Here is a 24,612-nt window from a genome sequence, read left to right as displayed (position 1 = left end):
AGCGCGGGCCGGTCCGGCGCCTAGCGTCCCCGGCATGATCGAAGTACGGAACCTCGGCAAGAGATACGGCGGCCGGACCGTGGTGGACGACCTGTCGTTCACCGTCCGGCCGGGACGGGTGACCGGATTGCTCGGGCCCAACGGCGCGGGCAAGTCCACCACGCTGCGCATGATCCTGGGCCTGGACCGCCCCACCCGGGGCCGCGCCCTGATCGACGGCCGCCCCTACCAGGAGCTGGCACGGCCGCTGTGCCACGCCGGTGCGCTGCTGGACGCCTCGGCCCTGCACGGCGGACGACGGGCCGGGGACCATCTGCGGTGGCTGGCGCGGAGCAACGGGATAGCGCGGCGCCGGGTGGGCGAGGTGCTGGAGCTGGTGGGGCTGGCGGATGTCGCGTCCCGGCGCACCAGGGGGTTCTCGCTGGGGATGACCCAGCGGCTCGGGATCGCCGCCGCGCTGCTGGGCGATCCGCCGGTGCTGATGCTGGACGAGCCGGTCAACGGGCTCGACCCCGAGGGCATCCGCTGGCTGCGGAACCTGCTGCGGGACCTCGCGGCGGAGGGCCGTACGGTGCTGGTCTCCAGTCATCTGATGACCGAGACGGCACGCACCGCCGATCAGCTCGTGGTGATCGGGCGCGGGCGGCTGCTGGCGGATGTGCCGGTCGCCGAGTTCGCCGCCACCGGCATGGGCGGGGAGGGGGAGGCCGCCGCGCTGGAGGACGCCTTCCTGCGGCTCACGGACGCGTCCCTGGAGTACCGGGGCGAGCGGGAGGGGCAGCGGTGAACGTCTTCCTGGCCGAACTGACGAAGATCCGTACGGTGCGCTCGACGGCGTGGTGCCTCGCCGCGGCCGTGGCCGTCGCCGGTGTCGTCGCCGCGCTGATCGGGCGCAGCTTCCGCGGCTGGCGCGAGGATCCCGGGAGCGCCGGGCAGCCGGACGCCGATCCGCTGTTCGCGAGCTTCTACGGGCTGACGCTGGCCCAGTTGGCGCTGGTGGTGTTCGCGATCCTGGTGATGGGGAGCGAGTACTCGACCGGCACCATCCGGCTGTCGCTGGCGGCGACCCCGCACCGGGGCGCGTTCTTCGCGGGCAAGCTGCTCGCGGTGACCGCGGTACTGGCCGTCGTGTCGCTGCTGGCGGTGCTGGTGGCGTTCGCGGCGGGCCAGTGGGGGCTCGGCCCGGACAGCGTCGGCTGGGGCGCTCCGGGCGTGCCGCGGGCGATCGCCGGGAGCTGGCTGTATCTGGTCCTGGTGCCGCTGCTGGCGCTCGGGCTGACGGCGCTGCTGCGCGGTCCGGCGCGGGCGATGGGGGCGCTGCTGCCGCTGCTGCTGCTCGGCTCGCAGGGCGCCGGGAACATCCCCGCGATCCGGGGGTGGGCGCAGTACCTGCCGGACCAGGCGGGCACGTTCATCATGCATCTGGCCGGGCCGCCGGAGGATCCGGTGTTCGCACGGGACTACGGCCCGTGGACGGGTACCGCGATCCTGGCGGCCTGGACCGCCGCGGCGCTCGGCGCGGGATACCTCACCCTGCGCCGCAAGGACGCCGTCTGACGGTCCGCCGTACCGCGGTGTCCCGTTCCCGGCCCGCGTTCCGGACGGCCCGCGCCACGGGCCGACCGGGGCACGGGGCGACCGGGGCACGGGCCGAGTCGGGCAGGGGCCGTCCTGGAACACGGGCCGAGCCGGGCGGGGGCCGTCCGGGGCAGGGCGCGCGCTCAGGTGGGGCGGGCCCCGGACAGCGTCCGTACGCCGCCGCGCCGGATCGCGCGCCGCACCGCACGTCGCACCGCGGCACACCGGGTCACAGCAGTTCCTTGAGCCGTTCCGCCAGCAGGTCCCAGCGCCATCTCTCCTCGACCCAGGCCCGGCCCCGCTCCCCCATCCGCTGCCGCAGTTCCGGGTCACCGAGCAGCGTCACGATCCGGTCGGCCGCCTCGTCGGGCCGGCCGCCGCGCACCACCCAGCCGGTCTCCCCGTCCAGGACGGCGTCGGGGGCGCCCCCGGAGTCCCCGGCCACCACAGGCAGTCCCGTCGCCGACGCCTCCAGGTACACGATGCCGAGCCCCTCGACGTCGAGTCCGCCCCGGCGGGTGCGGCACGGCATCGCGAACACGTCCCCCGCGCCGTAGTGCGCGGGCAGCTCCGACCAGGGCACGGCGCCGGTGAACCGCACCGAGTCCGCGACGCCCGTCGTCTCCGCGAGCCGTCGCAGATCGTTCTCGTACGGGCCGCCGCCCACGATCAGCAGCACCGCGTCCGGGACGGCGGCGAGGATCCGGGGCATCGACCCGATCAGGGTGTCCTGGCCCTTGCGCGGCACCAGCCGTGAGACGCACACCACGACGGGCCGGTCGGCGAGCCCGAGGCGGGCGCGCACCAGGTCGCCGCCCGAGCCGGGGTGGAAGGTCTTCTCGTCGACCCCGGGCGGGAGCTGGACCATCCGGGCGGCGTCGGCCGGGGCGAGGGCTCCGGCGATCCGGGACCGGGTGTACTCACCGAGATAGGTGAGGGTGTCGGTGGACCCGCCGATCCGGCGCAGCAGCCCCCGGGCGGCCGGGAGCTGCGCCCAGCCCGCCTCATGGCCGTGGGTGGTCGCCACCAGCCGGGTGGCGCCCGCCGAGCGCAGCGCGGGCGCCATCAGCCCGAGCGGGGCGGCGGCGCCGAACCACACCGAGGCGCAGCCGTGCTCGCGCAGCAGCGCGGTGGCCCGCCGGGTGACCCGGGGGGTCGGCAGCAGCATGGTCGTCCGGTCGCGGACGACGGTGAAGGGCTGCTCGGCGTCGAACGCGGCGGTGGCCTCGACGCCTTCGCGGCTGCGGTTCCAGGTGGAGGCGTAGACGACGATCCGGTCCGGGTCGAGGCGGAGCGCCATGTTGTGCAGGAACGCCTGGATTCCACCGGGCCGGGGCGGGAAGTCGTTCGTGACGATCAGGGTCTTGTGCATCGGCGTCGACAGTACCGAACCGTCACCGCCACCGGCCCCCCGGCCCGAGCCGCCGCCCACACGCCCGGCGCGCACGCCCCCGGGCCCCGGTCCGATCGGCCCGCCCGGTGGCGAACCCCGTGCCGCGGTCGGTCCGGCCCGGCCCCGCCTGATGGCCCGGCCCCCGTCCGGCCAGGCATGATGACTCCCCTTGGCCATCGGCGAACAGGGTGGGAAGGGTATGACGGACACTCCGGACGTGGCTCCCGGGTCGGCTCCGGGGACACCGGCGACCGCACCGGCCCCGCGCCCGCGCACCGGGGCCGGACCGGGCACTCCCCCGCGCGCCGCCCCGCTCCCCTGGTACCGCGCGGCCCTCATGCCGACGGTGTGGATGCTGACCCGGGCGCTGCTCCTGCTGTTCGTCCTGAAGGTGTTCGTCCTGCCGGGCCCCGATGTGACCGTGGACGTCTCGGTGATCTACCAGGGCTGGTACGACGTGCTGCGCACCGGCACGTTCCCGCTGGACGACGTCACCTGGCAGTACCCGCCCGCCGCCGCGCTGCCGGTCCTGTCGCCGGGGCTGCTGCCGTTCCTGGACTACCCGGCCGCGTTCACGGTGCTCGTGCTGGCGGCCGACGCGGTGGTCCTGCTGCTGCTCCAGTACGCGGGCACCCGGCCCGGCGGCAGTGAGCGGGGTGTGTGGCTGTGGGTGTGCGGGGTGCCGCTGCTGGGGCCCACCGTGTACGCCCGCTACGACCTGATGGTGACGGCGGTCGCGGTGGCCGCGCTGGTCGCCGGGGTCCGTCATCCGCGCGCGGCGGGGGTCCTCGCGGCGTTCGGGGCGCTGCTGAAGGTGTGGCCCGCGCTGGTCCTCGCCGGTACCGCCCCGGGCCGGGCGACCCGTCGCGCGTGGACGGCGGCGGCGGTGGCCGGGTCGCTGGTCCTGCTGGTGTTCGCCGTGACGATGCCCGGCGCGTTCGGCTTCCTCACCGCCCAGCGGGACCGGGGCACCGAGGTCGAGTCTGTGGGCGCGCTGGTACTGCATCTGGCGCGCTGGTTCGGCTGGCCGGGCGAGGTGCGGCTGCACTACGGGTCGCTGGAGTTCCTCGGCCCGTACGTGCCGGTGGTGAGCACGGCCGCCCAGGCGCTGTCGGTGCTGGCGCTGGGCTGGCTGATGGTGTGGCGGGTGCGGGCCCGGACCTGGTCACCGGGGACCCCGGCGGACGCCGCCTTCGTGGCGGTCCTGCTGTTCACGGTCACCAGCCGGGTCATCAGCCCGCAGTACGTGGTGTGGCTGATCGGGCTCGCGGCGGTGTGTCTGACGTTCCGGGACAGCCGGATGGCCGTCCCCGGGTGGCTGGTGGCCACGGCGGCGTTCGTGACGGTGCTGGAGTTCCCGGTGTACTTCGCGGAGGTCGTGGCCGGCGAACCGCTGGGTGTGGGGCTGCTGTTCGTACGCAACGGACTGCTCGTCGCGGCGGCCCTGCTGGCCGCCGGGCGGCTGTGGCGGGCGACGGTGCCCGGCGCCGGGACACCGGGCGTACGGCGGTCGCGGAAGGCGTACGGCGGGCGGCCCGCCGCGGTCAGCCCAGCTCGCGCCTCAGATACGTCCGCCAGCGCGCCGTGAAGTCGTCCTCCGACAGCCCGAGGACGTCCCGCAGCGCCGTGTCGACCGCGCCCGACCGCTGCCCGTGGGCGCCGACGGCCCGGTAGAACGCGGTCAGCTCCGCGCCGCCCCAGCGTTCCTCGATCATCCGGCAGGCCAGCCAGCCGCTCTCGTACGCGCGCGCCAGCCGGTCGGCGTCCCCGCTGAACCCGAAGTCGGCGTCCTCGGGCAGCCGTCCGGGGACCCGGCCGTCGCGGACGGCCCGCTCCAGCTCGGGCGCCGCCTGCCGCGCGGCACGGCCCGTGCCGTGGTAGCCCACCCAGTCCGCGTACCCCTCGGAGAGCCACAGCGGGGTCGCCTCCGAGGTCTGGCGGCGGGTCGCCACATGGGTGGCCTCATGGGTGAGCACGACCTGTGCGCCGAAGTCGCCGAGGACGTCGTACGCGTCCGGGTTGACGATGATCCGGTCGGCGGGCGTCGGTCCCGAGCCGCCGGTCTCGCCGGTGGTGACGGCGGCGATGCCCCGGTAGCCGGAGGCGGGCGCCCCCAGCAGCTCGGCCATGGCCTCCAGCGACCGGGGCACCAGGACCACCACCCGGCGGGCCCAGCCGTTCCCCCAGACCCCGCTCACCTGCGGCACCGCGCGGTCGGCCAGCCCGGCGAACTCCTTGAGCCGGGCCCGGTCGTGACCGACGCCGAGGATCAGGCTGTGCGTACCGCGGACCGTGTCGACCGGGCCCTGTTCCCACAGCTGGCGGGGCGCGTCCCGGGCGGGCCGGTCCCCGGCCACGTACCAGCGGCCGTCGCGCTCGCGCAGTTCCACGGCGCGGTCCGCGACGACGGGAGCGCGGTCGTACCCGGCGATCCGGTAGCCGAGTTCCGCGCGGACGGTGGCCCGGTCGCCCGAGCGGTCCGCGTCCTTGACCGTGTACGACCACGAGTGCAGCGGTACCCGGGCGAGCCGGTCGTAGAGCGGGTCGGCGGGCGGTGTACCGCCGCGCGGGCCGGGGTCGAGGGTGGCCCGGTACCCGGTGGTGTCCCGGGCGAGCACGGCCGCCGCCCGCCGGTCCAGGACACGTTGCGCGTCGGCGAGCACGGGATCCGCGCGGACCGGGGCGCCGCAGCCCGCGAGTCCCGCCAGTACGGCCACCACGACCAGCAGCGCGGCGGCCGGGGACCGGTACCCCGCCGCCGTCCGTCCGACCCGCCCGCCCCGCCCGCGCTCCGCCACGCTCAGAGCGTACGGGGCGCCGGGCCGGTCACCGCACCGCCGGACGGCCCGATGGCCGGGGGAGGCTCAGACGCGGGTCACCGACGACACGGGCATCATCCCGACCGGGTCGTAGCGCACCGGGGCGCCCGGGTAGGGGGCGTGCACGACCTGGCCGCCCCCGACGTACATCCCGATATGGCTGGCGTCCCCCCGGTAGGCCACCAGGTCACCGGGGCGCGCCTGGGACAGCGGCACCCTGCGGCCGGCGAACCGCTGGGCCTGCGAGGTGCGCGGCAGCCCGACCCCGGCCTGCGCGTACGACCACTGCATCAGCCCCGAGCAGTCGAAGCCGGTGGGGCCGTTGGCGCCCCACACATAGGGGCGGCCGACGGCCGAGCGGGCGGCGGCCAGCGCGGTGGCGGCCCGGCCCGAGGGGGCGCCGGTGCTCCCGGCGGACCCCGCGTCGAGCGTGGTGCGCTGATGGCGGGAACGGGACGCCCGCTCGTAGGCGTCGCGCTGCGCCCGGGTCAGGGAGTTGAGCAGCCGCCGCGCCTCACCGAGCCTGCCCTCGACGGCGCGTTTGTGGCGGGCCACGTCCGCGCGGCTGCGCTCCAGTTCGCCGAGGGTGCGGCCGGCCTCGGCGCGCTCCTGGTCGAGGGCGCGCTGGGCGCCGTTCAGCCGCCGCAGGTCCCCGGTCTGCCGGGAGCCGATCCGGGCGAGTGTCGCGGCCCGGTCCAGATAGGCGTCGGGGTCGGAGGACAGGATCAGTTCCAGCGCGGGGTCGACGCCGCCGGAGCGGTACTGCGCCCCGGCGAGCGCGCCGAGCGCGCCCCGCATGGTGTTGATGCGCTCCTGGCCCTGGGCCACCCGGTCCTGGATGTCCGCGACCCGCGCGCGGAGCCGGTCGGCGCGTTCGTCGGCCTTGTTGAACGCCTCGGTGGCCTTCTCCGCCTGGGTGTGGAGCCGGTCGACCTCGGCCCGGGTGGCGGCGGGGGTGTCGCCGGGCGCGGCGGCGGCGGGACCCGCGACGAGGGCCGCCGCCGCGGTGGCCGCGACGGCGGTCAGGGCGGTGACTCGGGCACTGCGGTCGAGGCCGGGTACTGGGCGGCGATGGGACCCCACGGGCAGCCGCTCCTTCCGCTGACGGACCCCCTTGCTTCGGCGGGGGAATGCGCGCCAGACAGTAGCCGGGCGACCACGCTCCGGCCAAAGACCGCCTCGCACACGGACGGTGACACCTCGCCTGGTACGCAGGTCACCGGCGGGGCGCGGGGTCAGCGGCGGAACACGGATTTCGCCCGTTCGGGGGGTGTCGCGGGCACTTTCCCGGGGCGGGGAACGCCGCCGCCCGCGTACCGGTGGGATACGCGGGCGGGGGAACGGAGTGCGGGCGGGACGGATCAGACCCGGACGCCGAACATGTACGGCATGTTGTTGATCGACTCGTAGCGCACATTGGCGCCGGTGCGCGGGGCGTGCAGCACCTGGCCGTTGCCCGCGTAGAAGCCGACGTGGTGCAGGTCGGAGTAGAAGAACACCAGGTCGCCGACCTGGAGGGCACTCTGGGAGTTGATCCGGGTGCCGATGTTCGCCTGGGCCTGCGAGGTGCGCGGGATGGACTGGTTGACCTGCGCGAAGGACCAGGAGGTGAGGCCCGAGCAGTCGAAGGAGCTGGGCCCGCTGGCCCCGTACACGTACGGGACGCCGACCTTGCTCTGGGCCGCGGCGTAGGCGGAGGAGGCACGGCCCGACACGGGCGCCTCGGAACCGCCCTGGCCGCCCGCGCTCTGCCCGCCGGTCTTGGCCTTCCCGGAGTCGGACTTGGTCTTGGTGCTCTCGGTGGCCTTCAGGGCGGCGCGCTCGCTGTTGCGGGTGGCGCGCTGCTCCTCCTCGGCGAGGGCCGCCTTCTCCGCGGCGGTCAGGGTGTTGAGGAGCCGCTGCGCCTCGGCGAGCTTGCCCTGGACCTCTTTCTTCTTGCCGCCGAGCTCGGTACGGGTCTCGGCGAGGTCCTTGAGCTTGTCGGAGGCTTCCTGGCGCTGCTGGCCGAGGGAGCGCTGCTTCTCCTGGATCTTGCGCAGCGACTCGACCTGCTGGCCGCTGAGCTGCTCCAGCGTGGACGCCTTGTCGAGATAGGTCTCCGGGTCGGAGGAGAGGAAGAGCTGGAGAGCGGGGTCGATCCCACCACTGCGGTACTGGGCGCTGGCGAGCGAACCGAGGCCCGAGCGGAGCTCGTTGACGTCGTCCTGGCCGCGGGCGACCTTGTCCTGGAGGGTGTCGATCTCCTTGTCGAGCTTCTCCTGCTTCTCCTTGGCCCCGTTGTACTTCTCGGTGGCCTTCTCCGCGTCCTGGTAGAGCTTGTCGACCTTGGACTTGACCTCGTCCTTGGTGGGCTTCTCGCTCGGCGCGGCCTGCGCGGACTGCGAGGTGAGAGCGACGGCCGCTGCGGCGGTCACGGTGAGCACGGTCACACGGGCGCGGCTCGGCTGCTTCGGTCGACGGTGGGACGCCACGGGGGCGAGCTCCTTCATCCCTCAGCCGCCTACCGAGTACGCCGGCGGGCGGTGCCCCTCCGCCGTCGCTCCCGTTGAGCGATCACCCGAGCGGAGGTTCGACGCCTGACCTTAGTGACCCTCTTGTGATCAGTTCAAATCCTCACCGGAAAAATCTCGGTCGTACCCGCATTCTTTACATACAACTCACCTGCCGTGACGCGTGACTGACGCTACGTTGCGTGAACCCGGGGCCAATCCGGACAACCGCCCCAGAGGTCAGTTACAGGACAGATGGCGCGAAGTGGCCCTCGTGCGCGCTTCGGCGGAGCGCTTTGTTCGGTTACGCGGAGCCGCCGGTGGTACATCGTGCGGCGTGTGCGCCGGTTGTCCGGGTACGGGTGGGCCCGGGTTCGAGACGGGCGGGTTCGCGACAACAGGTACGCGACGGTCAGGTGAGTGACGGCGGAGTGCGGGCCGGGGCGGTTCAACCACGGGACAGCCGCTCGCGGTTCGGCCACGGAACAGCCGCTCGCCGGACCGGCCGCGACAGCCGCTCGCGGTCAGCCGCGGGACAGCCGCTTGAGGAGCATCACGGAGGCGACCGGGCGCGCGCCCGCCTTGGCGACCCCGTCGGCCACCTCACGGTCGGTGGACGCCACGATGACCGGCCGGCCGGGCGGTTCGGCGCGCACGAGCTGACGGATCAGCTCGTCGGCGGTGACCTTCGGTTTGGAGAACAGCACCCGCACCCCGCGCGGGGGCGCGAGCAGGACGGGGGCGGCGAGTTCGGCGCCGTCGAAGACACAGGTGATCTCGGCGCCGGTCTGCGCGGCGAGCAGCGAGAGCTGGCCGAGCAGCCGCAGCCGCTGTTTCTCCAGGGGCATCTGCGGATAGCCGGTCTTGGTGACGTTGTACCCGTCGACCAGGAGATGGGCCTGGGGCAGCGCGAGGAGCTGGTCGAGGATCGCGGGGTCGTGCTCGGACAGGGCGCGCGCGGCGATGTCCTTGGGGGTCATCCGGCCCGGTTCGACGGCTTCGACGGTCTCGGCGGGCCGCACCGACACGGGCGGCAGGGCGAGTTCCCGGCGCAGCCCCTGAGCGGACTCCAGGAGGGTGTCGAGCAGCAGCCGGACCCGCATGTCCTCGACGCTGCGGCCCTCACGGGCGGCCCGGCGGCTGGCCTCCAGCGCGGCCTCGGCCTCCCCGAGGCGGGACTTGAGCCTGCGGGCCTCGCTGTCGGCGGCGGAGCGCTGGACATGGGTCTCGGTGCGGACGGCGTCGATCTCGCCGTGCGCCTTGCGCAGGGCGGCCTCGCCGCGCTTCACATCGCTGAGGGCGGCGCGCAGTTTGCGGTGCAGGGACTCGGCCTCGCGGCGGGCGGCGTCCAGGTCGGCGCGCAGCCGCTCGGTCTCGGCGCGGGTGTGGTGGCGGGCCTCGGCGAGCTCCACCCGCAGCCGGTCGAGTTCGGCGCGGGCCTCCTCGTCGGCGCGTTCGGCGTCGGCGCGCTGGGCCTCCTCACCGGCCGCGGCGACGAGCTTGACCCAGCCGGCGGGCCGCAGGACGTACGCGGCGGCGGCCACGTCGAGGGGGTCGGCGGCGGGCGGCGGGGAACCCGAGTCGAGCGCCCCGGCCAGCTCCCCCTGGTTCTCACGCAGATGTTCCGCGATGCGCTGGCGGAACAGGGGGTCGCTCTCCAGCGCGGCGGCCATCGCGTTGCCCGCGAACTTGGCGCGGCGGCTGGGGGTGAAGCGCGCGTACTGCCGCAGGGCGGACGGCAGCTCCGACACGGTGAGCCCGCCGAAGCCGTCCGACACGATCTGGACGACCCGGCGGCGCACGCCTTCGGGCAGCGGGCGGTCGAGCACCTCGGCGGTGCCGTCGTCCGGCTCCCCGCCTCCGCTCTCCGTCATCCGTCCGTCACCCCACTAGCTGTGCGGGGCCGGCTCCGTCAGGAGTCGGCACCCGGCCTGTCCACGAGTTCCACCGAGTCGTTCGCGTTGCACCAGCGGCAGCGCACCGTGTCGATGGTCTCACTGACGACGTCGCGTTCCTCCACCTTGGGCTCTCCGGCGAGGTCGAGGTGGACGTACTCGACCACCTTCGAGGAGCGCGTCACATCGAAGCGGGTGAGGTTGCCGCAGAGCGTGCAGCGCCACCGCGTCCGTTCGGTCGGCAGGGGAACCGTCATCGTGGGCGTCGCTTCCTTAGGGCCTGGGGTGCGCCGCGGCACACCCGTCACGTCCATGGCGCGCCCGTCGCGCGGGCGCGTGTCGCCGTAACCCTACGACCTGTAAGGGGCAGCCCGCTCGGGTCCTGGCAACGGCGGGGCAACCGTACGGCTTCGGTCCCGTTCCGTCATGATCTGTCCATGATCGGCTCCTGGGGTGGTGACCGGACGGCCCGGCCGGGCGGGGCGGCGCGCGGCCGCTCGGCGCCGGTGACGTACGCGCTGATCGCGGCATGCGCGCTGATCTTCCTGCTCGGACCGGTCCCGGGCCTGAACCCGGGGTACGGCACGGGGGACGGGTTGCTCGCCGCACAAAGGTCCTATTTCGCCCGCTGGGGAGTGATCCCCGCCGAACTGTTCTCCGGGGCGCCCCGGGCCCTGCTCACCCCCGTCACCGCCCTGTTCGTGCACGGGAGCTGGCTGCATCTGCTCGGCAACATGCTCTTCCTCCACGTCTTCGGGACGATGGCCGAGGAGCGCCTGGGACGGCTGCGCTACCTCGTCCTGTACGTGGTGTGCGGCGCGCTCGCGCTGACCGGGTACGCGACGGCGCACGCGGGGCAGCCGGACGGGGGTCAGACCCTGGTGGGGGCGTCGGGGGCGATCTCGGCGGTCCTGGGGGCATTCCTGTACCTCTTCCCCACGGCACGGGTCACCAGTCTGTTCCCGTTCCTGTTCTTCCTGCCGCTGCGCTTTCCGGCCTGGATGGTGCTGCCGTTCTGGGTGGCGCTCCAGTGGCTGGCGGCGAGCCGGGACGGCCAGGGGCCGGGGGTGGCGTACCTGGCGCATCTGATCGGCTTCGGGCTCGGGTTCCTGGGCTGCTGGGCCGGGTACGGCCGCCTGCGGCCGGGTCTCCCCAGGAGCCCCGCCACGATCCGGGAGGAGCCGGACAGGGGCGGGCTAGAGTGAATCCACCAGCAGCGGCCACCGAGGGAGACAGCCAGCCGTGATCACCGCGATCGTGCTCATCAAGACCAGTGTGGACCGCATCCCGGAGATCGCCGAGGCGATCGCCGCGCTGGAAAGCGTCAGCGAGGTCTTCTCCGTGACCGGGACGTACGACCTGATCGCCATGGTCCGGGTCCGCTCCCACGACGATCTCGCCGAGGTCATCCCCGGCCGGATCAGCAAGATCCCGGGCGTCGAGGGCACCGACACCCATGTGGCGTTCCGCACCTACTCGCAGCACGACCTCGAAGCGGCGTTCGCCATCGGGCTCGACTCCTGACCCGTCCGCCCCCGCCCGGCCGTCCCCCGGCCGGCCCGTACCGCCACCGCGTCCGCCGCCGACGCCCCGCCCCGTACCGCGTCAGCCGGGGCACCTCCCCGGGCCGAAGATGAAGACTTCCTCATCCGCGTCTCATCCTGGGGCGCGGTTGGCCTCGTCACCATCGGAACCATGGTCTTCACTCATCGCATAGCGGCACTCGCCGCGGTCGTCGCGATACCGCTGGGTATCGCGGTGACCAGCTACGCCCTCACCGACAGTCCCGACGACCGCAAGGTTCCGCAGAAGGTGGAGCTGGAGAGCGGCTCCCCCTCCGGCTCCGCGGGCTCGCCCCGTCCGACGCCCAGCGACGAGACGGTCGCACCGCCCTCCATGGACGGGACGCCCTCCGGCACCACCCCCGACGGCGGCAGGAGCACCGCCCCGGACAAGCCCACCGACAAGCCCACGAAGAAGCCGACGAGCAAGCCCCCGGCCGGCGACGACAACAACGACGACGGCCCCGGCGGGGACGACGACGGACCTGGCGGCGACGACTTCGGTGACGACGGCTGATCCGGTGCGCCGCCGGCTCTCCGCACGGCTGCGCATCCTCCTGTGGCTGCTGCTGGTGATGGCGGTGGCGCTCGGCGCGGTGGCCTTCGCCACCCGCTCCGTTTTGCTGCGCGACGCCGACCACCGCATCAACGGCCTGCTGGCCCAGGAGGCCAAGGAGTTCGCCAATCTGGCCGACCGCGGCGTCGACCCGAACACCGGCGACCCCTTCACCGACCCCGACGCGCTGCTGCGGCTGTTCCTGATGCGTCAGTACGCCGACCCCGACGAGGAACTCCTGGGGCTGACCGACGTCCCCGGGCAGGACCCGGTGACCAAGGTGCAGCCGCGGGAGACCCGGGTCGACCACCCGCTGGCCGCGGACAAGCCCGCCCTGAAGAAGGTGTTCGAGTCACGGCACGCCACCGGGACACTGCACCGCCCGCAGGGCGAGGTGCGCTGGGCGAAGGTGACGATCGCGTCCAGCCCCGGGCATCCCCCCGCCGCGTTCGTCGTCGCCTTCCACCCGGCCGGTGAACAGGCCAAGGCGAACGATGTGTTCACCATGCTGATCGCCATCTCCGGGGTGGCCCTTCTGATGACGACCGGCATCGGCTGGGCGGTCGCCGGACGCATCCTGCGGCCCGTACGGATCATCCGCTCGACCGCCGCCCAGCTCACCGAACAGGACCTCACCCGCCGTATCCCCGTCCAGGGCCGCGACGACATCGCCGCCCTCGCCGACACCTTCAACGCCATGCTCGACCGGCTGGAGCGCGCGTTCGCCGCCCAGCGGGAGTTCGTCGACGACGCCGGCCATGAGCTGCGCACCCCGATCACCATCGTCCGGGGCCATCTGGAACTGATGGGCGACGACCCCGCCGAACGCGAGGAGACCGTCCGGATCGTCCTGGAGGAACTGGAGCGGATGAGCAGGATCGTGGAGGACCTGCTGCTGCTCGCCAAGTCCGAACGCCCCGACTTCGTCAGCCCCGAACCCGTCCAGCTCGGGGAACTGACCGCCGACGTGTTCGTGAAGGCCCGGGCACTCGGGGACCGGGACTGGTCCCTGGCCGGACTCGCGGACGCCGAGGTGCACCTGGACGCCCAGCGGATCACCCAGGCCATGGTGCAGCTCGCGCAGAACGCCGTGCAGCACACCGTCCCCGGCCAGCAGGTCGCCATCGGCTCCCGGGTCCAGGAGGGCCGCGTCGAGCTGTACGTCGCGGACAGCGGCCCCGGGGTCCAGCCGCAGGACGCGGGGGTGATCTTCGAACGGTTCCGGCGGGGCACCGCCCGGCGCGGCGCCCGCGGCACCGGCGCGGGCCTCGGCCTCGCGATCGTGAAGGCCATCGCCGAGGGTCACGGCGGCCGGGTGGAGCTGCGGCCCACCGAGGGCGGCGGCGCCACCTTCGTCCTCGTCCTCGACGACCCCGACGGGACGACCGTCCTCATGCCCGCACTGGAAGAGCCCACCAAGGAAGCGGCACTGTGAACCGGATACTCATCGTGGAGGACGAGGAACGCATCGCCTCCTTCGTGCAGAAGGGGCTGCGCTCCAACGGCTTCACCACCACCGTCGTCGGCGACGGCGAAGCGGCCTACGACTACGCCGTCACCGGCGGATTCGACCTGATAGTCCTCGACATCGGACTGCCCGGCAAGGACGGCTTCACCGTCCTGCGGCAGCTGCGCGAGGCCCGGATCTCCGTCCCGGTGATCGTGCTCACCGCACGGGACTCCGTACGGGACACCGTCGCCGGTCTCGAAGGCGGCGCCGACGACTGGATGACCAAGCCGTTCCGCTTCGAGGAACTGCTGGCCCGGGTCCGGCTCCGGCTGCGCACCGCCGCCCGCGCCCCCGAGGTCACCGTGCTGCGCAGCGGGGAACTGACCCTCGACCTGCGCACCCGCCGCGCCCGCTCCGGCGAGCGCACCGTCGACCTGACCGCCCGCGAGTTCGTCCTGCTGGAACTGTTCCTGCGCCACCCCGGCCAGGTCCTGTCCCGCGAGCAGATCCTGTCCCACGTATGGGGCTACGACTTCGACCCCGGCTCCAACATCGTCGACGTCTACGTCCGCGCCCTGCGCAAGAAGCTCGGCGCCGACCGAGTCGAAACAGTAAGAGGAATGGGCTACCGCCTCCCGGAGTAACCCCGGACAGCCGACGGGCGCCCCAAGGGGGCGCGGGGTACCGCGCGAAACCACCGAGCGACGGCACCGGAACAAGTACGCCAGGCCGAGGAGACCCAGGGGCGCGGGGAACCGCGCCCCACGAACAACCCGCACCCGACGAACCACGCCAGGGAACGCCCCCGAAGGGGCGCGGAGAACTGCGCACCCACGAACGACCCGCACAGGAACAAGTACGCCCAGCACAGGAAACCCAGGGGCGCGAGGAACCGCGCACCCCACGAACGACGGCACAGGAACAACCGCGCCCAGCACAAGAAACCAGGCGGGGGCAACCGAAGACACCCCGCACAGGAACAGCCACGCTGAGGTGAACCGGGAAGCGCACAGCGAAGGCGCCGCGTGAAGTTCCTTTCATCAACAACTCATGGAGCCCTCACCGCCGAGGTGAAAGCTCTCTCATGTGACAGTGAACATCCGGCAAATGGCGACCCTGTGCGTGGCGCTGAGCATCTGCGCACTCCTCGTGGTCCCGGGCAACTTCCCGGGCCTCAGCGGCGACGCGCGGATCACCCTCGCCATCTTCGCCCTGGCGACCTGCGCCTGGATCGGAACGCCGATCGACGACACGTACATCGCGCTCGGCGCGGGCCTCGCCCTGACCGCGACCGGCGTGATCAGCAGCGACGCCCTGTTCGGCACCCTCGGTGACGACACGGTGTGGCTGCTGATCTGCGCCTTCGTGCTCGCCGCCGCCGTCGCCCGGACGGGCCTCGCGGGGCGGGCCGCCGCGTTCCTGGTCGGCGGCGCCCGCAATGTCCGCCAGCTCACCCATCTGACGACCGCCGCCCTGGTGGTCACCGCGTTCGCGGTGCCCGCGACCTCGGGCCGCGCCGCGCTCGCCATGCCCGTGTTCCTCGCGCTCGCCAAGGTCCTCGCCGGCCGCACCCGGCTGGTCGTGATGCTCGCGCTGCTGTTCCCCACGGTGATCCTGCTGTCGGCGGTGGCCACCCTGATCGGCGCGGGCGCCCACCTCATCACCGTGTCGGTGCTGTGGGAGGCCGCGGGGGAACGTGTCGGCTTCACCGACTGGCTGCTCGTCGGGCTCCCGCTCGCCGTAGTGTCCTCGCATCTCGCCGCGGAGGTGGTCCTGTTCACCACGACCAAGCGCGCCGACCGCAAGGGCCCCGTCCACATCACCGCCGAACAGATCCAGGAACACAGCGAACAGCCCGTCACCGGGCCCTGGAGCGCGGCTGAGAGCCGCTGCGCGCTGCTGCTGGCCACCGTCGTCGCCCTGTGGTGCAGCGAACCCCTGCACCGGGTGCCGCCCGCGGTGGTCGCCCTGATCGGCGCGATAGTCGCCGCGTCCCCGGCGCTCGGCACCGTACGGCTGAAGGACGCGCTGAAGACCGTCCCGTGGTCGCTGCTGCTGTTCATGGCCGCGACCATGGCGATGGGCCTCGCCCTGTCCGACTCGGGCGCCGCGAAGTACCTGGTCGGCGGGATACCGCTGGATCTGCCGCCGTGGCTGTTCCTCGCGGTGGTGATCGGGGTGTCCACCGCGGCGCACCTGGTCCTCCAGTCCCGCTCCGCGCGGTCCTCCGTCCTGGTGCCGCTGGTCGTCGCGGCGGCGGTCGGCGCCGGGGTGAACCCGGTCGCCGCCGCCCTCGCCTCCACCGCCGCCGCGGGTTTCTGCCACACTCTGCCCGCCTCGGCGAAACCCGTCACCCTCTACGCCGAGATTCCCGGCATCCCGACCTACACCCCGCGCGATCTGCTGCGGATGTCCGCCGTCCTCGCCCCCATGACCGCGCTGCTCGTGCTGCTGTTCACCGTCGCGGTCTGGCCCCTGCTCGGCGTTCCCCTGACCTGATACCGGGTCACCCTCCGCGCTCCGCGCGGCCCCGCACCTCACCCTCACCCGTCACAGGAGTCCCACCATGCTGACCCGATTCGCCGTGGCACCCAGCGGTTTCAAGGAGTCCCTGTCCGCCCAGTCCGCAGCCGAGGCCATCGCGGAGGGCGTCCGCAGGGTCGTCCCCGAGGCGGAGATCGACCTGATACCGCTCGTCGACGGCGGGGAGGGCACCGCGCTCGCCCTCGCCACCGCGTCCGGCGGCCAGCTGGTGCGGCTGCGGGCCACCGGCCCCACGGGGGAACGGATCGGAACGCACTTCGCGCTCCTCGGGGACACCGGCGGCACCGCCGTGGTGGAGATGGCCGCCGTCGCCGGACTGTCGCTCGTCCCGCGTGATCTGCGGGACCCGGGCGTCACCACCACCTACGGTGTCGGGGAGCTGATCGGGGCCGCCCTGGACACCGGGGCACGTCGTATCCTCGTCGGCTGCGGCGACTCGGGGACCTCCGACGGCGGCGCGGGCGCCCTCCAGGCGCTCGGCGCCCGGCTGCTCGACGCGGACGGACGCGAACTGCCCGCCGGCGGCACCGCGTTGATCCGGCTCGCCCGTATCGACACCAGCGGCCTCGACCCCCGGCTGGCCGACACCGAGATCCGGGTCGCCTGCAACCCCTTCAACGTACTGTGCGGCGAGCGCGGGGTGGCCCGGGTCTTCGGCCCGCAGAAGGGCGCGACCCCCGAGCAGGTCGAACTGCTCGCCGCCGCCCTGGAGCACTGGGCGACGGTCCTCACCCGCGATCTCGCCGTCACCACCGACCTGTTCCACGGCACCGGCACCGGCGCCTCGGGCGGGCTCGGCGCCGGACTCGCCGCGCTGGGCGCGCGGTTGCTGCCCCGCTTCGATGTCCTCCTCGACCACCTCGGCCTGGACGAACGGCTCGCCCGCGCCGATCTCGTCGTCACCGCCGAGGGCGCCCTGGACCACCAGACCCCGCGCGGCAAGGTCCCCGCCGAGGTCGCCCGCCGCGCCAAGCTGTACGGACGTCCCGTCCTCGCGCTCGCCGGCACCCTCGGCGAGGGCGCCCACCAGGTCCGGGCCATCGGGGTCGACGCGTACGGCTCGATCATGCCCGCGCCGGTCAGCCTCACCGAAGCGCTGGGCCGGGGCGGCGAGTTCCTCACCGACGCCACCGAGCGGGCCCTGCGCATGATCCAGATCGGCACCCGGCTGAGCGGCGGCCGGACTCACGCGGACGCGGTCGTGTCCGGTACGCAGCGCCCGTCCTCGGTCCGGTAGTTCCAGCGCGCGCCGTCCGCGACCAGCTCCTTGACGGCGCGTACGAACCGCTCCACATGCTCGTCGGGGGTGCCCGCGCCGAAGCTGACCCGGATGGCGTTCAGGGACCGTTCGCCCGGCGCGGCCTCCGGGGCACCGCACTCGCCCGGGTCCTGCGGGTCGGTGCCCAGCAGGGTCCGCACCAGCGGATGGGCGCAGAACAGTCCGTCGCGCACCCCGATGCCGTACTCGGCGGACAGGGCCGCCGCGAAGTGCGAGCTGTTCCAGCCGTCCACCACGAATGAGATCACCCCGACCCGGGGCGCGTCGTCCCCGAACAGCGACAGCACCCGCACCTCGGGCACCTGGGCGAGCCCGGCGCGCACCAGTCCGATCAGATACCGCTCACGGGCCACCAGATCGTCGAACCCGGCCTCGGTGAGCGCCTTGCACGCGGAGGCGATCGCGTACACCCCGATCACATTGGGCGATCCCGCCTCGTGGCGCGCGGCGCTGTCGTGCCACTCGACGTCCACTCCCCCGTCCGCGCGGCGCGACACCTTCCGCGAGGCACCGCCGCCCGCCAGGTACGGCTCCGCCTCGCGCAGCCAGTCGGCGCGTCCCGCCAGCACCCCGGATCCGAACGGCGCGTACAGCTTGTGCCCGGAGAACGCGATCCAGTCGACGTCGAGTTCGGCCACCGACACCGGGTGATGGGGCGCGAGCTGCGCGGCGTCCAGCACGATCCGCGCGCCGTGCGCGTGCGCGGCGGCGGCCAGCTCCCGGACGGGCCACAGCTCACCGGTCACGTTCGACGCACCCGTCACACACACCAGGGCCGGGCCGTACGGGTCCCGGTCGGCGAGCGCCCGCTCCAGGGTCGTCACGGCGTCGGCGGGGGTGCGCGGCGCGTCGAGGTAGGTGACCCGGGCGTCGCGCCAGGGCAGCAGCGACGCGTGGTGCTCCGTCTCGAACACGAAGACCTCGCACCCGGCGGGCAGGGCGGCGGCGAGCAGATTGAGCGAGTCGGTGGTGGAGCGGGTGAAGACGACCTGGTCACCCGCACGGCAGCCGAGGAACGAGGCGACGGTCTCCCGCGCGTTCTCGAACAGGTCGGTCGAGAGCTGCGAGAGGTAGCCGGCGCCCCGGTGCACACTGCCGTAGTACGGGGCGTAGGCGGCGACGTCGTCCCACACCCGCTGGAGCGCGGGGGCGCTCGCCGCGTAGTCGAGGGCCGCGTAGGTGACCTCGCCGCCGGTCACCAGCGGGACGCTCACCTCCCGCCCGAGGACGGGCAGCGGGGCCAGGCAGGCCGGGTCGGACGGGTCGGTGACAGCAGCGGTGGTGGTCGGGGTGACGGCTGCGGACATGACGAACTCCCTGATGCGGCAGATGCGGGGGACCACGCCGAGGACACCGCGCACGGACGGGCGGTGGAACGGGAACCGGTACGGACGCCCTCGCGGGAGGGCATGGCGGTACGGGTGTCCCGTGTACGGGACGGCGTGGGAAAGGAGAAGTGCACACCGGTGCGGGCGTGCCCGGGGGTGGGGCGCTGCGCCCTATCGCATTCGCTTGCTCACGAGACCGCTCCCTCGACGACCAGGACCCCTGGAGACGCGAGGGGTCCGCGCTTGCCGTAGACCTCGCTGCCTACGACCTGGTCTTCACCCGGGGCACCCCGCCACGGACGGAGGGTTGCCGGACAGCAAGCCGGGGCCGATGCGCTGTCACTCATGACCTGCGCAGAATCATGCCAGAAGATCGCCGCGCCGTAAACGGGTCGCCTTCGCTCGCGCTTCCGAGGTCCCACCCCCTCGGGCCCCTGTCCCCGTTCGGCCTCCCCCTGCCTTCGCGCAGTTCCCCGCGCCCCCAGGTACCCCCACCTGCGCGTACTTGTTCCCCGTACAGGTACCGACAGGGGTGCGCGGTTCCTCGCGCCCCCGGGTCCGTCCGGCCCGGCGCACTTGTTCCTGCGCGGGCACTCCGGGGTGTTGCGCAGTTCCCCGCGCCCCTTGATCGCGCCCCTCACGGCAGCCCGCCGCCCGCAGGCCCCACCGCCGAAAGGGGCGCGGGGAACTGCGCACCCCCGTCCGACCCGCACAGGAACAAGTACGCCCAGGTGTGGAACCCCAGGGGCGCGGGGAACTGCGCGAAACCACCGAGCGACAGCACAGGAACAAGCGCGCCCAGCCCCGAGTACCCAGGGGCGCGGGGAACTGCGCACCCACGAGCGACGCCGCAGGAACAAGTACGCCCAGCACAGGCAACCCAGGGGCGCGAGCGAAGGCGACCTGCGGGGGACGGCCGGGGCTACTGGCTCGCGGCGACCCATCGCTCAAGCACACGCCGCGCCGCCCCGGAATCAACCGCCTCCGCGGCCCGCGCGATCCCCGCCCGGAGCTGCTCCTCCAGCGCCCCCGCACCCGGCGCCAACGCCACCAGCGCCGCCGCGGAGTTCAGCAGGACCGCGTCCCGCACCGGCCCGGTCTCCCCCGCCAGCAACCGCCGCGCGACATCCGCGTTGTACGACGCGTCCGCGCCCCGCAGCGCCTCGACCGGCACCAGGTCGAGCCCCACGTCCCGGGGGTCGAACGCGTGCTCCGCGACCGCCCCGCCGCGTACCACCCATACCTTCGAGGTGGCGGTGGTGGTCAGCTCGTCCAGCCCGTCGTCCCCGCGGAACACCAGCGCGGACGAACCCCGCTCGGCGAGCACCCCGGCCATGATCGGCGCCATCCGGGCGTCCGCGACGCCGGTCGCCTGCGCCATGACCCGCGCCGGGTTGGTCAGCGGCCCCAGGAAGTTGAAGACCGTACGGATGCCGAGGTCCCGGCGGGCGAGGGCGACATTGCGCAGCGCGGGGTGGAACTTCACCGCGAAGCAGAAGGTGATGCCCGCCTCCTCGGCGACCTCGACGACCCGCTCGGGCGACAGCTCCAGATTGACGCCCAGCTTCTCCAGCACGTCCGAGGCGCCGCTCGCGGACGACGCGGCCCGGCTCCCGTGCTTGACGACCTTCGCCCCCGTGCCGGCGACGACGATCGCGGACATCGTGGAGATGTTCACCGTCCGGGCGCCGTCCCCGCCGGTGCCGACGATGTCGACGCTCGGGCCGGGCACGTCGATCAGCCGGGCGTGCTCGTACATCGTGCGGACGAGCCCGGTCAGCTCCTCCACGGTCTCGCCCTTGGCCCGCAGCGCGACCGCGAAGCCCGCGATCTGGGCGTCGCTGGCCTCACCGCGCAGGATGCGGTCCATGGCCCAGGAGGTCGCGTCGGCGGCCTGGTCCTCACCGGACAGCAGCGCGTTCAGCACCTGGGGCCAGGAACGGCCCGCCGTGGTGTCGCCTCCAACGGGGGGCACAGCGCTCATGGTCGCTCCTGGGTTCCTGGCCGCGCGGACGCCGGGGGCGCCCGCCGGGCCGAGTCGGCGGGCGGACGCGCCTGCGCGTCCGCGTACGGTGACCGGCCGTGCCGGTCACCCTCCACCCTATCCAGCCCCGGGAACGGCGAAGAGCCCCGTCCGGGCAATGGACGGGACTCCTCGGGTGGCGACCACCGGGACCCCCGCGCGGGGCCCCGGGCCGTGGGGATCAGTGGTGGCCGTGGCCCTCGCTGATCTCCTTGTACTCCTCCACGGAGGGCTTCTCGATCTGCCCCTGCTCCCCGTAGTAGCCCTTCGAGAGCTTCGCGCGCAGCTTCTCCACCGGGGAGACCTTGCGCTTGACGCCGTTCTCGTCGACGAGCGGGCCGATCTCCGCGGGCTTGTACTGCTCGTGCGCCGTGAGGGTGTGGAGCGCCTCCTGGTTGAGGGGCTCGTGGACCTCGATGAACTCACCGTGCGGCAGGCGCTTGATGATGCCGGTCTCGCGGCCGTGCAGCACCTTGTCCCGGTCGCGGCGCTGGAGGCCGAGACAGATCCGCTTGGTGATGATGAAGGCGAGGACCGGTCCCACGAAGAACGCGATACGGACGAACCAGGTGATCGAGTTGATCGACAGATGGAAGTGCGTGGCGACGAGGTCGTTGCCACCGCCGATCAGCATGATCACGTACCAGGTGATCCAGGCGACACCGACACCGGTACGGGTCGGGGCGTTGCGCGGGCGGTCCAGGATGTGGTGCTCGCGCTTGTCGCCGGTGACCCAGGACTCGATGAACGGGTAGACCGCGATCGCGACCAGGACCAGCGGGAAGACCATCAGCGGGATGAACACGCCCAGGGCGAGCGTGTGTCCGGCGAAGTTGATCTCCCAGCCGGGCATCACCCGGATCAGGCCCTCGGAGAAGCCCATGTACCAGTCCGGCTGGGCTCCGGTGGAGACCATGTCCGGCCGGTAGGGGCCGAGCACCCAGATCGGGTTGAGGCTGACGAGCGCGGCGATGACCGAGATGACACCGAAGACGAGGAAGAAGTAGCCGCCCGCCTTGGCCATGTAGACCGGCATCAGCGGCATGCCGACGACGTTCTTCTCGGTGCGGCCGGGGCCCGCGAACTGGGTGTGCTTGTGGTACACGACGAGGATCAGGTGGGCCACGATCAGACCCAGCATGATGCCTGGCAGCAGCAGGACGTGCGCCGAGTAGAACCGGGCCACGAAGTCGACGCCGGGGAACTCCCCGCCGAACAGGAAGAACGACAGATAGGTACCCACGATGGGCACGGACAGGACCGCGCCCTCCATGAAGCGGACACCGGTGCCCGACAGCAGGTCGTCCGGGAGCGAGTAGCCGGTGAAGCCGGTGAACATCCCGAGGACGAACAGCAGGAAGCCGAAGACCCAGTTGACCTCACGGGGCTTGCGGAACGCGCCCGTGAAGAACACGCGCATCATGTGCACGAACATGCCGGCCAGGAAGATCAGCGCGGCCCAGTGGTGGATCTGCCGGATCAGCAGACCGCCGCGGACCTCGAAGGAGATCTTCATCGTCGAGTTGAACGCCTCGGACACCAGCTGTCCCTGGAGCGGGACGTAGGGGCCGTGGTACTCCACCTCGTTCATCGACGGGTGGAAGAACAGCGTCAGATACACACCCGTGAGGATGATGATGATGAAGCTGTAGAGGCAGACCTCGCCCAGCATGAACGACCAGTGGTCGGGGAAGACCTTGCGCATGTTGGCCTTGGCGAGGGAGTAGATCCCCACCCGGCCGTCCGCCCAGTCCGCGACCCGCTCACCCGCGGGCGCCTTGCCCCTGCGGTCGGTCTCGTTCTCGTTCGTCGTGGTGGTACTCATCCGCGCTCCCAGAAGGACGGACCGACAGGCTCGTCGAAGTCGCTGAGCGCCTCAAGGTAGCCCTCCGAGTTCACACCGATCCGCAGCTGCGGAAGGGCGTGACCGGCGGGGCCGAAGATGACCCGGGCGCCGTCGGCGAGGTCGAAGGTGGACTGGTGACACGGGCACAGCGCGTGATGCGTCTGCTGCTCGTACAGGCTGATCGGGCAGCCGACGTGGGTGCAGACCTTGGAGTACGCGACGATGCCGTCGTGCGACCAGGCCAGCTCCTGCTTGTCCTTGATGTCGCCGGGCTGGAGGCGGATGATCATCACCGCGGCCTTGGCGATCTCGGTCAGGAACTCGTGGTCGTGCTCCTCAAGACCCTCGGGCTTCACGAACGTCAGCGAGCCCACGGTCACGTCCTCGGGACGCAGCGGCTCATTGGTGTTCATGTTGACCAGGAGCTTGCCCTTGGACCACAGCGTGTGCCGCAGCTTGGTGCCCGGGGCCGGGCCGAGCCCGCCGAGCAGGACGACACCCGACAGCGGGAACAGGGCCAGCGCGCCGAACATCGTGTTGCGGATCAGCTTGCGGCGGCCCAGCGCCGACTCCTGGGCACCCAGCCGGAAGTCCGCCATGACCTTCGCCTTGACCTCGGGGGTCGCGGCGATCGGGTGGCGCTCGTCGACGACCTCGACATCGGACATCAGGGTGCGGGCCCAGTGGACCGCCCCCGCGCCGATGAGGAAGAGCGAGACACCGAGCGTGAGGCCGAGGGTGAAGTTCAGGGCATTGGTGTGCCCGATCGGCCAGACGAAGATCGACTTGTCCACCGGGATCGCCACATAGGCGACGATGAAGCCGATCGTGCCCAGCATCGACAGCGTGAACATCAGGGCGACCGTGCGCTCGGACCGCTTGGCGGCCCGCTCGTCGATGTCCTGGACACGGTGTTCGTGCGGCGGCAGACCCGGGTCCGCGAAGGGATTGTCCGTGTCGGCCAGGGCTACGGAGCCGTGGGCGTGGTCCTGCGCGGAGGGCAGGTTCTCTTCTGGAATGTCTTGGCTACTCATGACTTCTTGGCCTTTGCGGTCCGAGCGGCGACCCAGATGGCGACGACGATCAGGGCGCCGAGACCGAAGATCCAGGCGAACAGACCCTCACTGACCGGCCCGAGGCCGCCCAGGGTCAGACCGCCGTTGTTGACCGTCTTGTCACCGTTGACCGCGTTGATGTAGGCGATGATGTCCTTCTTGTCCTTCTCCGGCATGGTCGTGTCGGGGAAGGAGGGCATGTTCTGCGGCCCGGTGGTCATCGCCTCGTAGAGGTGCTTCTGGCTGACGCCCTGAAGCTTCGGCGCGTACTTCCCGTCGGTCAGGGCGCCGCCCTGGCCGGTGAAGTTGTGGCACTGCGCGCAGTTGTTGCGGAACAGTTCACCACCGTTGCCGATGTCCGCACCCTCGGGGCTGTACTGGTCCTTGGTGGGGATGCTCGGACCGGCACCGAGCGAGCTGACGAACGCGGCCAGCTGGTCGATCTGCGCCTGGGTGTAGACGACCTTCTTCTTAGGCGCCTGGACACCCTGCGCCACCATCGGCATCCGGCCGGTACCGACCTGGAAGTCGACAGCGGCGGCACCGACACCCGCCAGGGGCGGACCGTCGGTACTGCCCTGACCGCCGGTGCCGTGGCAGCTCGCGCAGCCTACGGCGTACAGCTTCTTGCCCTCCTCGATGGCGAGGGACTGGGAGGTTTCATCGGCCTGCGCCTTGTCCGCCGGCGCGAACGCGGCGTACAGCCCCCCGGTGGCCGCCAACGCGAGGAGTAGGACGACGACAGCCGCCAGCGGGTGGCGTCGTCGTGCGGAGAGCTTTTTCACGGATTACCCC

At 72.6% G+C, this 24,612-nt stretch carries 21 protein-coding genes and 1 riboswitch; of the genes, 10 read left to right on the top strand and 11 right to left on the bottom strand.

Annotated elements, in window-relative coordinates; all coding sequences use genetic code 11:
* Window positions 1-34: 34 nt before the first annotated feature.
* Window positions 35-787, top strand: a complete 753-nt coding sequence (locus OG711_RS29060; RefSeq protein WP_329561435.1) for an ABC transporter ATP-binding protein — start codon at window positions 35-37, stop codon at window positions 785-787.
* Window positions 784-1,557 carry an ABC transporter permease gene (locus OG711_RS29055; protein WP_079184831.1) on the top strand — a complete coding sequence of 258 codons (774 nt, stop codon included), beginning with the start codon at window positions 784-786 and terminating at the stop codon, window positions 1,555-1,557. Before OG711_RS29060 ends, OG711_RS29055 begins: the two co-directional genes overlap by 4 nt.
* A gap of 250 nt (window positions 1,558-1,807) precedes the next feature.
* Here OG711_RS29055 and OG711_RS29050 read toward each other — a convergent pair whose 3' ends face one another.
* Window positions 1,808-2,950, bottom strand: coding sequence for a glycosyltransferase family 4 protein (locus tag OG711_RS29050; protein WP_099284093.1), 1,143 nt, complete (start codon window positions 2,948-2,950; stop codon window positions 1,808-1,810).
* 220 nt (window positions 2,951-3,170) lie between these two features.
* Between OG711_RS29050 and OG711_RS29045 the strand changes: the two genes are divergently transcribed.
* Window positions 3,171-4,559 carry a glycosyltransferase 87 family protein gene (locus OG711_RS29045; protein ID WP_405674159.1) on the top strand — a complete coding sequence of 463 codons (1,389 nt, stop codon included), beginning with the start codon at window positions 3,171-3,173 and terminating at the stop codon, window positions 4,557-4,559.
* Here the strand turns inward: OG711_RS29045 and OG711_RS29040 are convergent.
* The 5 genes from OG711_RS29040 to OG711_RS29020 form a co-directional block, all read right to left on the bottom strand.
* The gene (locus OG711_RS29040; RefSeq protein WP_405674158.1) at window positions 4,516-5,769 is read right to left on the bottom strand and encodes a hypothetical protein; all 1,254 of its coding nucleotides are present in this window, start codon (window positions 5,767-5,769) and stop codon (window positions 4,516-4,518) included. The two genes, OG711_RS29045 and OG711_RS29040, sit on opposite strands and share 44 nt — an antisense overlap.
* 66 nt (window positions 5,770-5,835) lie before the next feature.
* Window positions 5,836-6,873: a C40 family peptidase gene (locus OG711_RS29035; protein WP_073791223.1), complete on the bottom strand. Its 1,038-nt coding sequence runs from the start codon at window positions 6,871-6,873 to the stop codon at window positions 5,836-5,838.
* Between the two features lie 278 nt (window positions 6,874-7,151).
* A complete protein-coding gene (locus tag OG711_RS29030; RefSeq protein ID WP_329561432.1) occupies window positions 7,152-8,261 on the bottom strand; it encodes a C40 family peptidase in 1,110 nt (369 codons plus the stop codon).
* 542 nt (window positions 8,262-8,803) lie between these two features.
* Window positions 8,804-10,153, bottom strand: a complete 1,350-nt coding sequence (locus tag OG711_RS29025; protein ID WP_329561430.1) for an NYN domain-containing protein — start codon at window positions 10,151-10,153, stop codon at window positions 8,804-8,806.
* A gap of 38 nt (window positions 10,154-10,191) precedes the next feature.
* Window positions 10,192-10,431, bottom strand: a complete 240-nt coding sequence (locus tag OG711_RS29020; RefSeq protein ID WP_073791229.1) for a hypothetical protein — start codon at window positions 10,429-10,431, stop codon at window positions 10,192-10,194.
* A gap of 180 nt (window positions 10,432-10,611) precedes the next feature.
* Between OG711_RS29020 and OG711_RS29015 the strand changes: the two genes are divergently transcribed.
* The 7 genes from OG711_RS29015 to OG711_RS28985 all read left to right on the top strand — a co-directional run bounded on the left by OG711_RS29015 (window position 10,612) and on the right by OG711_RS28985 (window position 17,523).
* Window positions 10,612-11,379, top strand: coding sequence for a rhomboid family intramembrane serine protease (locus OG711_RS29015; RefSeq protein ID WP_107499308.1), 768 nt, complete (start codon window positions 10,612-10,614; stop codon window positions 11,377-11,379).
* 37 nt (window positions 11,380-11,416) lie between these two features.
* Window positions 11,417-11,698, top strand: a complete 282-nt coding sequence (locus tag OG711_RS29010) for an Lrp/AsnC family transcriptional regulator (protein WP_073791232.1) — start codon at window positions 11,417-11,419, stop codon at window positions 11,696-11,698.
* Between the two features lie 171 nt (window positions 11,699-11,869).
* Window positions 11,870-12,253, top strand: coding sequence for a hypothetical protein (locus OG711_RS29005; protein WP_329561427.1), 384 nt, complete (start codon window positions 11,870-11,872; stop codon window positions 12,251-12,253).
* Window positions 12,240-13,727, top strand: a complete 1,488-nt coding sequence (locus OG711_RS29000; protein ID WP_073791237.1) for a sensor histidine kinase — start codon at window positions 12,240-12,242, stop codon at window positions 13,725-13,727. Before OG711_RS29005 ends, OG711_RS29000 begins: the two co-directional genes overlap by 14 nt.
* Window positions 13,724-14,386: a response regulator transcription factor gene (locus OG711_RS28995; RefSeq protein WP_073791240.1), complete on the top strand. Its 663-nt coding sequence runs from the start codon at window positions 13,724-13,726 to the stop codon at window positions 14,384-14,386. The genes OG711_RS29000 and OG711_RS28995 overlap by 4 nt, the downstream gene beginning before the upstream one ends.
* A gap of 463 nt (window positions 14,387-14,849) precedes the next feature.
* Complete coding sequence (locus OG711_RS28990) at window positions 14,850-16,241, top strand: SLC13 family permease (protein ID WP_399546541.1); 1,392 nt, start codon at window positions 14,850-14,852, stop codon at window positions 16,239-16,241.
* Window positions 16,242-16,308: 67 nt separating this feature from the next.
* A complete protein-coding gene (locus OG711_RS28985; protein ID WP_073791245.1) occupies window positions 16,309-17,523 on the top strand; it encodes a glycerate kinase family protein in 1,215 nt (404 codons plus the stop codon).
* Here the strand turns inward: OG711_RS28985 and OG711_RS28980 are convergent.
* From OG711_RS28980 to qcrC, 5 genes are all read right to left on the bottom strand, one after another.
* Window positions 17,472-18,872 (bottom strand): aminotransferase class V-fold PLP-dependent enzyme, encoded by a 1,401-nt coding sequence (locus OG711_RS28980; protein ID WP_073791248.1) that lies wholly within the window; start codon window positions 18,870-18,872, stop codon window positions 17,472-17,474. The genes OG711_RS28985 and OG711_RS28980 overlap by 52 nt on opposite strands.
* Window positions 18,873-19,127: 255 nt before the next feature.
* A riboswitch (SAM riboswitch) is annotated at window positions 19,128-19,244 on the bottom strand.
* 571 nt (window positions 19,245-19,815) lie between these two features.
* A complete protein-coding gene (gene trpD / locus OG711_RS28975; RefSeq protein WP_073791251.1) occupies window positions 19,816-20,877 on the bottom strand; it encodes an anthranilate phosphoribosyltransferase in 1,062 nt (353 codons plus the stop codon).
* A 220-nt stretch (window positions 20,878-21,097) separates the two neighbouring features.
* Window positions 21,098-22,741, bottom strand: a complete 1,644-nt coding sequence (gene qcrB, locus OG711_RS28970; protein WP_073791254.1) for a cytochrome bc1 complex cytochrome b subunit — start codon at window positions 22,739-22,741, stop codon at window positions 21,098-21,100.
* Window positions 22,738-23,796: a cytochrome bc1 complex Rieske iron-sulfur subunit gene (qcrA, locus tag OG711_RS28965; RefSeq protein ID WP_073791257.1), complete on the bottom strand. Its 1,059-nt coding sequence runs from the start codon at window positions 23,794-23,796 to the stop codon at window positions 22,738-22,740. The genes qcrB and qcrA overlap by 4 nt, the downstream gene beginning before the upstream one ends.
* Window positions 23,793-24,602 carry a cytochrome bc1 complex diheme cytochrome c subunit gene (gene qcrC / locus OG711_RS28960; RefSeq protein WP_073791260.1) on the bottom strand — a complete coding sequence of 270 codons (810 nt, stop codon included), beginning with the start codon at window positions 24,600-24,602 and terminating at the stop codon, window positions 23,793-23,795. Before qcrC ends, qcrA begins: the two co-directional genes overlap by 4 nt.
* Window positions 24,603-24,612: the final 10 nt, after the last annotated feature.

The sequence above is a fragment of the Streptomyces uncialis genome, from assembly GCF_036250755.1.
GTDB lineage: Bacteria > Actinomycetota > Actinomycetes > Streptomycetales > Streptomycetaceae > Streptomyces > Streptomyces uncialis.
The sequence above is the reverse complement of the archived record's forward strand: the minus strand, read 5'-3'. Positions and strand labels throughout refer to the sequence as shown.

Coding starts and splice junctions, on each gene's coding strand:
- OG711_RS29045 (WP_405674159.1), top strand. CDS start 3,171: ATGACGGACACTCCGGACGTGGCTCCCGGGTCGGCTCCGGGGACACCG.
- OG711_RS28990 (WP_399546541.1), top strand. CDS start 14,850: ATGGCGACCCTGTGCGTGGCGCTGAGCATCTGCGCACTCCTCGTGGTC.
- qcrA (WP_073791257.1), bottom strand. CDS start 23,796: ATGAGTAGCCAAGACATTCCAGAAGAGAACCTGCCCTCCGCGCAGGAC.
- OG711_RS29020 (WP_073791229.1), bottom strand. CDS start 10,431: ATGACGGTTCCCCTGCCGACCGAACGGACGCGGTGGCGCTGCACGCTC.
- OG711_RS29050 (WP_099284093.1), bottom strand. CDS start 2,950: ATGCACAAGACCCTGATCGTCACGAACGACTTCCCGCCCCGGCCCGGT.
- OG711_RS28985 (WP_073791245.1), top strand. CDS start 16,309: ATGCTGACCCGATTCGCCGTGGCACCCAGCGGTTTCAAGGAGTCCCTG.
- OG711_RS29015 (WP_107499308.1), top strand. CDS start 10,612: ATGATCGGCTCCTGGGGTGGTGACCGGACGGCCCGGCCGGGCGGGGCG.
- qcrB (WP_073791254.1), bottom strand. CDS start 22,741: ATGAGTACCACCACGACGAACGAGAACGAGACCGACCGCAGGGGCAAG.
- OG711_RS29060 (WP_329561435.1), top strand. CDS start 35: ATGATCGAAGTACGGAACCTCGGCAAGAGATACGGCGGCCGGACCGTG.
- OG711_RS28980 (WP_073791248.1), bottom strand. CDS start 18,872: ATGTCCGCAGCCGTCACCCCGACCACCACCGCTGCTGTCACCGACCCG.
- OG711_RS29005 (WP_329561427.1), top strand. CDS start 11,870: ATGGTCTTCACTCATCGCATAGCGGCACTCGCCGCGGTCGTCGCGATA.
- trpD (WP_073791251.1), bottom strand. CDS start 20,877: ATGAGCGCTGTGCCCCCCGTTGGAGGCGACACCACGGCGGGCCGTTCC.
- OG711_RS29025 (WP_329561430.1), bottom strand. CDS start 10,153: ATGACGGAGAGCGGAGGCGGGGAGCCGGACGACGGCACCGCCGAGGTG.